The following is a 10,620-nucleotide window of genomic DNA, read 5'->3' on the forward strand; positions in this document are numbered from 1 at the left end:
GAGTATTGTACTATTTTGTTTTTAATTGACTATACATACCGTCGCTGTCAATATAAAAAACAAACACAAGGATGCCGATATGAAAAAGTTTTGGGAAAATTACAAAAGGAATTTACGATTATTGGCTAAGTTTGGCAGGCGGCACTGGAAAGTATTCTGTATCAGCTGCTTTGCATCCAGCTTCATCGTTACCGCCGTAAATTTTGTCTTGAGCTTCTATATCATTGATCCTAAATATTTCCTTGGTGATGACCATTTCCTTCCCGACAGTATCAAAGCCATCCTTGTGGTCATTTTGATGCATTTCATGTTCTCGAAATACATAATCTATAAAAACAAAAAGAAAAACACCTCCAAAGATTAAATATAGTGGATTAACTTTAAATCAGGACAATGCGACGAAGCCGCAGACAGTACAGACAGTACAGAACCGATTCACTTTGGTGCTTCAGCACCTTAGAGGAATCGTTCTCTTTGAACTAAGGCGAGGTAACGCCGTCGGTTTAAAGTTAAGCCACTATATAAACCCACATCCTTGAATACGTCCCAACCCACATATCGGATTTTTCCCAACTTAAGGTCGTCTGAAAGTTTCAGACGACCTTTTTTGCATAATATTTCATGTTCGACACCCGATAAAGAAACTTTCAGACGATCTCTCCGCCTTATCGGATACCTCATCCGACCTTGTCTTTTTCACCCTCTATTTTGCCTCTCATTTATCATTAAAATTCATCTAAAAATTAGACGCTTATAGACTCAAAAACCCGCCATACCGCCCCGTTGCAAATCGTGCTATGTTCATTTAATACGTTTGAAAAACATTAACTACCTTGTATTCTGATTACAAAGAAAGGCTTCAAAATGGATGGTTGGACTCAGACTTTGAGCGCGGGCTGGCTGCTGGGTATTGCGGCGATGGCGATTGTGCTGATTTTGCTGTTGATTGTGAAACTGCGTGTCCATGCGCTGTTGACGCTGGTGTCGGTGAGCCTGCTGACGGCGGTGGCGACGGGGCTGCCGATGGATAAGATTGTGAACGACGTTCTGTTGAAAAACTTCGGCGGTACGCTCGGCAGCGTGGCTTTGCTGGTCGGATTGGGCGCGATGCTCGGGCGGCTGGTGGAAACTTCGGGCGGGGCGCAGTCGCTGGCGGATGCGCTGATTCGGATGTTCGGTGAAAAACGCGCGCCGTTTGCCTTGGGCGTGGCGTCGCTGATTTTCGGTTTCCCGATTTTCTTTGATGCGGGATTGGTGGTGATGCTGCCGATTGTCTTCGCGACGGCGCGGCGCATGAAGCAGGACGTATTGCCTTATGCTCTGGCGTCTATCGGCGCGTTTTCGGTGATGCACGTTTTCCTGCCGCCCCACCCCGGTCCGATTGCGGCTTCGGAATTTTATTCGGCGAACATCGGGCAGGTGCTGATTTTGGGATTGCCCGTCGCCATGTTCACTTGGTATGTCAGCGGTTATCTGCTTGGGAAGGTTCTAGGACGCACCATCCGCGTTCCTGTTCCCGATTTGCTCAGCGGCGGCGCGGTGGACAACGACCGGCCGCAAACGCCTGCCAAGGCTTCGACCGTGGTCGGCATTATGCTGATTCCTATGCTGTTGATTTTTATGAACACAGGGCTGTCCACCTTAATAAGTAAAAAAGTCGTCAGCGCGGACGAACATTGGGTACAGGTGGCGCGCATGATCGGTTCGACCCCTGTCGCGCTGCTGATTTCGGTTTTGGTGGCGCTTTATGTTTTGGGCAGAAAACGCGGCGAAAAAGCAAGCGCGCTGGAGAAAACGGTGGACGGCGCACTCGCTCCCGTTTGTTCGGTTATCTTGATTACCGGCGCGGGCGGGATGTTCGGCGGCGTGTTGCGCGCATCGGGCATCGGTCAGGCGTTGGCGGACAGCATGGCGGATTTGGGTATACCCGTATTGTTGGGCTGTTTCTTAGTGGCATTGGCGCTGCGTATCGCGCAAGGTTCGGCAACCGTCGCGCTGACCACCGCCGCCGCATTGATGGCGCCCGCCGTTGCCGCCGCAGGCTTCAACGACTGGCAACTCGCCTGCGTCGTTTTGGCAACCGCGGCAGGCTCGGTCGGTTGCAGCCACTTCAACGACTCGGGCTTCTGGCTGGTCGGCCGCCTTTTGGATATGGACGTACCGACCACGCTGAAAACATGGACGGTCAACCAAACGCTGATTGCCGCCATCGGTTTTTCAGTGTCGGCGCTGCTGTTTGCCGTGGTTTGAGGTCGTCTGAAAACGGTTTTGAGACGCTCTAAACCGTCTGCCCGACCTTATATTTTTCAAATCCAACAAAGGAAGAGAACATGACGACGCATTTTGTGATAATGGGCGTTTGCGGCTGCGGCAAGACCACCGCCGCCCTGTCCCTGCAAAAACACCTCAACCAATGCCCCTACGCCGAAGGCGACGATTTCCACACCCAAGCCAATCGCGACAAAATGGGCGCGGGCATTCCGCTGACCGACGAAGACCGCTATCCGTGGCTCTGCAACCTACGCGACTGGATGACGGAACAGGCGCAAAACGGCGCGGCGTACACCATCGTTACCTGCTCCGCGTTGAAACGCCAATACCGCGACATCCTGCGCGGCGCACAAGGCAAAACCGCCTTCATCCACCTGACACCGCCGCAAGCCATCAACCTCGAGCGCATGATGGCGCGCCAAGGGCATTACATGAAGGCGGGGATGCTGGATTCGCAACTGGAAATCCTGGAAGAACTCGGCGCGGACGAATACGGCGTCAAAATCGACAACCCCGGTTCGCCCGAAGCCGTAGAAGCCGATATTTTGGCGTGGGTTAAGGCGGAAGGTTTGTTGTGAAGAAAGTGTGTAAATAGTTGTCAGGAAGGTCGTCTGAAAACAGATAGGTCACATTTCGACAAAACAAGTTTTCAGACGACCTTTCTCTTTGTCCGCCACCATCCCGCATACCCAAACCCCTTATAAAAACAATACAATTCGGCTACAATAGCCCTTTGCATTTTTTCAGACGACCTTAGTGAAACGTCGTCTGAAACCGAAATACCGAAACTATAGAGAATCACAACATGACCGATTACAGCAAAACCGTAAACCTGCTCGAAAGCCCGTTTCCGATGCGCGGCAACCTCGCCAAGCGCGAGCCTGCGTGGCTGAAAAGCTGGTACGAGCACAAACGCTATCAAAAACTGCGCGAAATCGCCAAAGGCCGTCCGAAATTCATCCTGCACGACGGCCCGCCGTATGCCAACGGCGACATCCACATCGGTCATGCCGTCAACAAAATCCTCAAAGACATCATTATCCGCAGCAAAACCCAAGCCGGTTTCGATGCGCCTTATGTGCCGGGCTGGGACTGCCACGGCCTGCCCATCGAAGTGATGGTGGAAAAACTGCACGGCAAAGACATGCCCAAAGCGCGTTTCCGCGAATTGTGCCGCGAATACGCCGCCGAACAGGTTGCCCGCCAGAAAAAAGACTTCATTCGTCTGGGCGTGTTGGGCGACTGGGACAACCCCTACCTGACCATGGATTTCAAAACCGAGGCGGATACCGTGCGCATGCTCGGCGAAATCTACAAATCGGGCTATCTCTACCGCGGCGCGAAACCGGTTCAGTTCTGCTTGGACTGCGGTTCTTCGCTGGCGGAGGCGGAAGTGGAATACAAAGACAAAGTATCGCCTGCGATTGACGTTGCCTATCCGTTTAAAGACACTGCCGCGCTTGCCGCCGCATTCGGTTTGGCAGGTATCGAAGGCAATGCGTTTGCCGTCATCTGGACGACCACGCCTTGGACGCTGCCTGCGAGCCAAGCCGTGTCTGCGGGTGCGGACGTGGCTTACCAACTGATTGATACGCCCAAAGGCAAATTGGTATTGGCGAAAGATTTGGCGGAAGACGCGCTCAAACGCTACGGCTTCGTTTCAGACGACCTCAGCGTCCTCGCGGAAACCACCGGCGACAAGCTGGAAAACCTGCACATGAACCATCCGTTCCTCGAACGCGATATTCCCATGCTCAACGGCGAACACGTTACCACCGACGCCGGTACGGGTTTGGTACATACCGCCCCCGCGCACGGTTTGGAAGACTACGCCGTCTGCAACAAATACGGCATCGAGCTTTACAACCCCGTCAACGCCGAAGGCAAATACATCAGCGAAACGCCGCGCGTGGCAGGCATGAGCGTTTGGGAGGCGAATCCCGTCATCCTGCAATGGCTGGAAGAAACCGGCAACCTCTTGGCAAGCAGCAAAATCGAACACAGCTACGCCCACTGCTGGCGCCACAAAACCCCGCTGATTTACCGCGCGACAGGTCAGTGGTTTGTCGGCATGGACAAAGCCGGCAGCGACGGTAAGACCCTGCGCGACAAAGCCATCAAAGCCGTGGACGACACCGAATTCTTCCCGTCTTGGGGTCGCGCGCGCCTGGAAGCCATGATCGAAGGCCGCCCCGACTGGGTTGTTTCGCGCCAACGCTATTGGGGCACGCCAATGACCTTCTTCGTCCACAAAGAAACGGGCGAACTGCATCCGAACTCCGCCGAGCTTTTGGAAAAAATCGCCCAGAAAATCGAAGAAAAAGGCATCGAAGCATGGTTCTCACTCGATAAAAGCGAATTGTTGAGCGCGGAAGATTGCGAAAACTACGACAAACTTTCCGACACGATGGACGTATGGTTCGACTCCGGCTCGACCCATTATTCCGTCTTGAAACAGCGCGAAGAATTGGACTGGCCTGCCGACCTCTACCTCGAAGGCAGCGACCAACACCGCGGCTGGTTCCAATCCTCCATGCTGACCGGCTGCGCCTCATCGATGGGACGCGCCCCGTACAAACAGCTTCTGACCCACGGTTTCGTGGTTGACCAAAACGGCCGCAAAATGTCGAAATCCATCGGCAACGTCGTCGCGCCGCAAGAAGTCTATAACGAGTTCGGCGCCGACATCCTGCGCTTGTGGGCGGCATCCACCGATTACAGCGGCGAATTGGCGATTTCCAAAGAAATCCTCAAACGCGTAACCGAAAGCTACCGCCGCATCCGCAACACCTTGAGCTTCCTGTTTGCCAACCTCAGTGATTTCGACCCGTTCGAACACACCGTACCGCAGGCGGACATGGTCGAAATCGACCGCTACGCCTTAGTGTTGGCGCGCCAGCTGCAAGAGCGTTTGGCGGGCGACTTCTACCCGCGCTATGCCTTCCACTTCGCCGTGAAAGACATCGTCGCCTTCTGCTCGGAAGACTTGGGCGCGTTCTACCTCGACATCCTGAAAGACCGCCTCTACACCACCAAAGCCGACAGCCACGCCCGCCGCAGCGCGCAAACCGCCCTGTATCACATCACGCGCAGCCTGGTTCTCTTGATTGCACCGATTTTGTGTTTCACCGGCGAAGAAGCGTGGGACATCATCGGCGGCGGCGAAGAAGACAGCGTCCTCTTCCACACCTGGCACGAGTTCCCGCCCATCAACGAAAAAGCCGAAGCCGAACTGGTGAAAAAATGGACGGCAGTCCGCGAAGCCCGCGAAGCCGTAACCGCCGCCATCGAACCTTTGCGCGCCGACAAAACCGTCGGCTCGTCATTACAGGCAGAAGCCGAAATCACCGCGCCGGAAGCCACCGCCGACTACCTGAATGCCTTAGGCGAAGAATTGCGCTTTGCCCTCTTGGTATCCAAAGTCGAGGTCAAAACCGGCAGCGAACTCGCCGTTACCGCCAAAGCCAGCGACGGCGAAAAATGCGAACGCTGCTGGCACTACACCCACGACATCGGTTCAGTCGCAGGTCATGAAACCATCTGCAAACGCTGCGCCGAGAATGTGGACGGCAAAGGCGAAGAACGGCATTACGCTTAAGCCCGTCTGAAAAAAAGTCGTCTGAAAACCGAATCAGGTTTTCAGACGACCTTTTGCTATCGACCTCCCAAACAGGGAAATCCGTTCAATATTTCTTATAGTGGATTAAATTTAAATCAGGACAAGGCCGACGAAGCTGCAGACAGTACAGATAGTACGGCAAGGCGAGGCAACGCCGTACTGGTTTAAAGTTAAGCCACTATAAAGTTCACTCAATCCGCGATCTCCGTAAACTTCCCCCAATTCGCCAACACATACGCCACAGCCGCTGCCATATCGTCGTCCACGATTTCGTAATATTCGCCGTCCAATTCCTCAAAATCCGGAAATTCGGCACGAATCGCGTCCAAAGATGCCCCGCCGTCCGCCATCTCCTCGATTTTTGCGCCGTCCCGCTCATATAAAGCCTTCGCCTTATCCAAAATCTTAGGCGTCGGTTTAATCCGCCAGCGGCGCAGGCTGTCGGCGACGGGGTTATGGAACACATATTCGCCGTAACCCGCCGCAATCAGTTGCACAAAACCGCCTTCCTGCACTTGGCTGTCCAAATAGCAGTAAGCCGTCAGCGTGTGCTGCTCGTCGTTCAAACACCGCATTTCCTCATCGCCTGCCGCATCCGTATAATCCAAATACGCCGCGCTCAATGTGTAGAGAAATTCTGCGGCGTCTTGAGGGTTCAAATCGTCCTGCCGGAAAAGTGTCGTCATGTTAAAGCCCGTTTGAAATAAAGTGGATTTAAAGCTGATTCATCATAAAAACCGCATTATAACCAAAGCATTATCAAACCAAAACCCATTTTCAGACGACCTTTTGCGCTGCACAAGCAGGCGATATATCGTACAATAAGGTCGGACTTACCAAGGAAAAATCATGAACGCAAACACCGAAACCGTCATTATCTACCCCAAAGACCTGCCGCTGTACTGCTCCGGTCCCAACCACGAAACTTGGAACGGTCATCCGCGCGTCTTCCTCCCGATTCAGTCCGACAGCGACATCGAATGCCCCTACTGCGGAACGCGTTACCATCTCGAAGGCCACATTCCCCACCACCATTATTGAGACGCTATGAAGAGATACGCCCTCCTGCTGTTGCTCGGACTGTGTACCGCCTGCGGTTCGTATAAAGCCGTCCGCCCCGATGCCCCTCTCGCCGTCGTCGCCGAAGCGCAAAACAACGCCATCCGCTACCAAGCCGCCGACGGCAGTCGCATCTCCGCCATCTACGTCAACAGCAACAGCCCGATGACGGTCGAACTGCGTCAGGGAAGTACGGTCGAAAAACTGACGCAAACCCATTCGATGACCAAAACCACGGAATACCGCAACGCAAGCACAATATGGCAGCTTCAGGACGGCTTCGCCACGCTTACCCGCGGCGGCAAAACCGTCGTCTTCACCGAAATCATCGAATAACCCTGTCTGAAGTTCTTATCAAAAGGTCGTCTGAAAAACCTTAAATGATGGTTTTTCAGACGACCCCTGCGTTAAACCGACAATCTGGAACTTTCATTCCTGCATCTGGATTTGACAGGACGAATCACCTACGCTGCTTGAATCTATTGCGATATGGTGTATCTGGATAAATCAAAGGTCGTCTGAAACCTTGTTTTCAAGGTTTTCAGACGACCTTTTATCATGGGCAGCTTATCCCTGCTTCAACATCATGCTGCCCATTTGACCCAGCCCATCGCCCAAGTCAGCAGAATCAATCCGCCGAAGACGATGCGGTAATAGGCAAACGGAACATAGTTTTTGCTGGACACGAATTTCAATAGCGATTTAATCGCCAAGAGGCCTGCCAAGAAGGCAGCGATGAAACCGACGGCAATCAGGCCGACATCCTGCAAAGTAAAGAGTTTGTAGTGTTTCAATACGTCATAGCCGGTGGCGGCAATCATCATCGGCACGGCGAGGAAGAAAGAAAATTCGGTCGCAGCTTTGCGCTCGATGCCCCACAGCATACCGCCCATAATCGTACTGCCCGAACGCGAAGTCCCCGGCACCAGCGCGCAGATTTGGGCGCAGCCGACCACAAGCGCGTCGATCGGGCGCATTTCGTCCACGCTTTTGACTTTCGGTTTGACTTTGCTTTGGCGTTTTTCGACCCATAAAATAAAGAATCCGCCCAATACCAACATGGTGGCGACGGTAATCGGGTTAAACAGATATAATTTAATTTGTTTGCTAAACAGCAAACCTACGACTGCCGCTGGCACGAACGCGACGGCAAGGTTCAACACGAAGCGGTTGGCGGTGCGGTCTTTGCCCAGTCCGGATAAAACGGAGGTAAAACGTTGACGGTATTCAAAAATCACGGCAAGTACCGCGCCCAGTTGGATGGCGATTTCAAATACTTTGCCGTTGCTGTGGAAATTGAGCAGGTCGCCCAATACAATCAAGTGGCCGGTACTTGAAATCGGCAGAAATTCCGTCAAGCCTTCCACAATGCCCATAAGCAGGGCTTTTAATAGAGTCAAAATGTCCATATTGCTTTCTTTTTTGGTTTTCAGACGACGTTTGCCCGTCTGGATTTCAGGATGAAGCGATATCAGAATCGGAAAACTGCTGCGGTATGGCGGTGTTTACCCCATCCCTCAGCAGTATTCGTTTTTATGGATTTTACGCCACCCAAAACAAACAGACAGTTCGGAAACCGCCTGTTTTTTTGCGGTCATTCCGAAACTGCCTGGCTAAATTCCGTCAGCGCGCGGCTTTGCCGGAACGCTCTTGGCGGACTTTGTTAATCAGCTCGCCTATGATTTTCTGCCCATTCGCCCAATCGCTGCTGAATATGACCCGATATTTGCCTCCGACGATGACGTCCGGCGTGCCGTCGATACGGTAAGTCTCGGTCAGGCTTTGCATTTTTTTAGCGGCTGCGAGGCTGGCAGGGGCGTCGTATGCGGCAATCAGTTTTTTGCTGTCAAAGCTTTTTTGTGCCGCCGCCCAGCTTTTGAAAGTGGCGGTATCCGCTAAATTGATTTTCTGCTCGTGTACGGCTTTGAAAATAGCGGGGTTTGCCTGATACTTCAAACCCGAAGCGTTAACCGCCGCGGCAACCCGCGCCAAGCCCAGCATTTCAGGCATCCAGACGACGTGTTCGGTACGCAGGTAAACGTCTTTCGGGAAAGTTTTGCTGTATGACAGCAAGACGGGATCAAAGTTTTGGCAATGTATGCAGAAATAGCCGAAAAATTCCAAAACTTCGATTTTGGATGCGTCTCGTTGCGGAATCGGTTTGTTCAAAACCGTGTAATCCACGCCTTCGACCGCAGCCTGCGCGCTTGCGGAAAAGGCAAGCGCGAGGCTGAGGAGGACGGCTGCCGGTTTGGTTGTCCGTTTCATTGCCGCCTCCTTATTGTGCCGAACGCACCAGGCTGTTGATATTGTGTTTTTGCAAGTCTTTCTGAACGTTTTTTGCGGCTTCAGACGACATGCTGTTGCTTTGTACGCGGTAAACGGTTTTGTCGCCGTTGGTGCGCTCGACCACTTTGGACGAAATGCCCAGCATGGCGAGTTTGGCACGTTGCGCGTCGGCGCTGTTGCGGTCGGCGTACGAACCCATTTGCAGGATGACTTTTTTACCGCCTTCCGCTGTTTTGGCTTCGGCTTTGGCGTTGTCGGCTTTGGCGGTTTGTTTGTCCGCCTCGGCTTTCTTCGCTTCTTTCGCCGCGCCTTTATTTGCTTCCTGACGGGCTTTTTCGATGCTGCCGCTGTTCAGGATTTGCTCGGGGGTCGGTTTGTTGGTTTTGGCCGTTTCGGTTTTCTTGGCTTCGGCGGCTTTCTTCTCTGCCGCTTTTTTCTCGGCAAGTTTGCGTTCGGCGCGCGCTTTTTGTTTGTCCGTCAACTCGGCTGCCTTTTTGGCTTTATCGGCGGCTTCTTTGTCGGCTTTTTCTTTTTCTGCACGTTTTTTCGCAAGCTCTGCCTTTTTCTCGGCGAGTTTTTGTCTCAACTCGCGTTCGGCAGATTCTTTGTCTTCTTTTTCAGCTTCACGCAGGGCTTTTTCTGCTTCGCGGGCTTCGTCTTCCGCTTCATGGACGGCACGCTCTTTTTCCGCTTTTTCTTTGTCCGCGCGTTCTTTCTCGGCTTTGGCTTTATCTGCCTTTTCTTTCGCTTCTTTTTCTGCGCGTTCTTTTTCTTTGGCTGCCGCATCGTCGTCGGCTTCGCTGCGTTTCTGTTCGGGCTTGGCTTCTTCTGCCGGACGCTCTTTCTCTACGGGAACGACGACAGGCTGCTCTTCAGCCTCAGGCTTGGATTCAGGTTTGGATTCAGGTTTGGATTTTTCCTGCGGCTTGAGGATTTCAGGCTCGGTTTGCTGTTTTTGCGGCTCGGTCGCACCTTTGAAGGCGTTCGGCGTGTCTTGATTCAGAAAATACAGGATGCCCCCGATCACGCCGGTGGCGAGGATGAGGCCGAAGAAAAAGCCGAAAAGGCCTTTGCCGTATTGAGTGTTCTTATTCATGAGATACCTATATTGATGATGCCGTTCAGACGACCTTTTGGCGGCAGAGGAATCTGCTGCTGCCATCGGCAGGGACGGGTCATTTTATCAATATCCTTTATATTGGGCAAAAATGCGCCGTTTGTTTACATGGTTTTTACGAAAACCGCCGTGATGTTAGGACGCGCTGACAATTGACCGACGACGGGCTTCTTTTGCCCGAACAGAATACTCCGCATTGGACACACCAGCAAGATACCCGACCCGTCTAAACTTTTATAGTGGATTAAATTTAAATCAGGACAAG

The 10,620-nt window shown here is 52.7% G+C and carries 10 protein-coding genes; 5 read left to right on the top strand and 5 right to left on the bottom strand.

The window, feature by feature from the left end; all coding sequences use genetic code 11:
• Positions 1–118: 118 nt before the first annotated feature.
• The gene (locus tag HMPREF2726_RS14060; protein WP_156798157.1) at positions 119–304 is read right to left on the bottom strand and encodes a hypothetical protein; all 186 of its coding nucleotides are present in this window, start codon (positions 302–304) and stop codon (positions 119–121) included.
• A 560-nt stretch (positions 305–864) separates the two neighbouring features.
• Between HMPREF2726_RS14060 and HMPREF2726_RS01655 the strand changes: the two genes are divergently transcribed.
• The 3 genes from HMPREF2726_RS01655 to ileS all read left to right on the top strand — a co-directional run bounded on the left by HMPREF2726_RS01655 (position 865) and on the right by ileS (position 5,869).
• Positions 865–2,250 carry a GntP family permease gene (locus tag HMPREF2726_RS01655; RefSeq protein ID WP_009312796.1) on the top strand — a complete coding sequence of 462 codons (1,386 nt, stop codon included), beginning with the start codon at positions 865–867 and terminating at the stop codon, positions 2,248–2,250.
• An 80-nt stretch (positions 2,251–2,330) separates the two neighbouring features.
• Positions 2,331–2,849, top strand: coding sequence for a gluconokinase, GntK/IdnK-type (locus HMPREF2726_RS01660; protein WP_009312795.1), 519 nt, complete (start codon positions 2,331–2,333; stop codon positions 2,847–2,849).
• A 227-nt stretch (positions 2,850–3,076) separates the two neighbouring features.
• On the top strand, positions 3,077–5,869 hold the full coding sequence (gene ileS / locus HMPREF2726_RS01665) for an isoleucine--tRNA ligase (protein ID WP_070601965.1): 2,793 nt from the start codon (positions 3,077–3,079) through the stop codon (positions 5,867–5,869).
• Positions 5,870–6,081: 212 nt separating this feature from the next.
• On the opposite strand, the gene HMPREF2726_RS01670 is transcribed toward ileS, so the two are convergent.
• Positions 6,082–6,576 carry a DMP19 family protein gene (locus tag HMPREF2726_RS01670; protein ID WP_070601967.1) on the bottom strand — a complete coding sequence of 165 codons (495 nt, stop codon included), beginning with the start codon at positions 6,574–6,576 and terminating at the stop codon, positions 6,082–6,084.
• Positions 6,577–6,739: 163 nt separating this feature from the next.
• Between HMPREF2726_RS01670 and HMPREF2726_RS01675 the strand changes: the two genes are divergently transcribed.
• Positions 6,740–6,931, top strand: a complete 192-nt coding sequence (locus HMPREF2726_RS01675; protein ID WP_070601969.1) for a zinc-finger domain-containing protein — start codon at positions 6,740–6,742, stop codon at positions 6,929–6,931.
• A gap of 6 nt (positions 6,932–6,937) precedes the next feature.
• Positions 6,938–7,285 (top strand): hypothetical protein, encoded by a 348-nt coding sequence (locus HMPREF2726_RS01680; RefSeq protein ID WP_003763387.1) that lies wholly within the window; start codon positions 6,938–6,940, stop codon positions 7,283–7,285.
• A 248-nt stretch (positions 7,286–7,533) separates the two neighbouring features.
• On the opposite strand, the gene HMPREF2726_RS01685 is transcribed toward HMPREF2726_RS01680, so the two are convergent.
• The 3 genes from HMPREF2726_RS01685 to HMPREF2726_RS01695 form a co-directional block, all read right to left on the bottom strand.
• Entirely contained in the window at positions 7,534–8,358 is an 825-nt protein-coding gene (locus tag HMPREF2726_RS01685) for an undecaprenyl-diphosphate phosphatase (protein ID WP_070601970.1), read from the bottom strand.
• A 214-nt stretch (positions 8,359–8,572) separates the two neighbouring features.
• Entirely contained in the window at positions 8,573–9,217 is a 645-nt protein-coding gene (locus HMPREF2726_RS01690; protein WP_045073178.1) for a thiol:disulfide interchange protein DsbA/DsbL, read from the bottom strand.
• A 10-nt stretch (positions 9,218–9,227) separates the two neighbouring features.
• Complete coding sequence (locus tag HMPREF2726_RS01695; RefSeq protein WP_070601972.1) at positions 9,228–10,334, bottom strand: SPOR domain-containing protein; 1,107 nt, start codon at positions 10,332–10,334, stop codon at positions 9,228–9,230.
• Between the last annotated feature and the right edge of the window lie 286 nt (positions 10,335–10,620).

This window comes from Neisseria sp. HMSC074B07, assembly GCF_001810355.1.
In the GTDB taxonomy this organism is placed as follows: Bacteria; Pseudomonadota; Gammaproteobacteria; order Burkholderiales; family Neisseriaceae; genus Neisseria.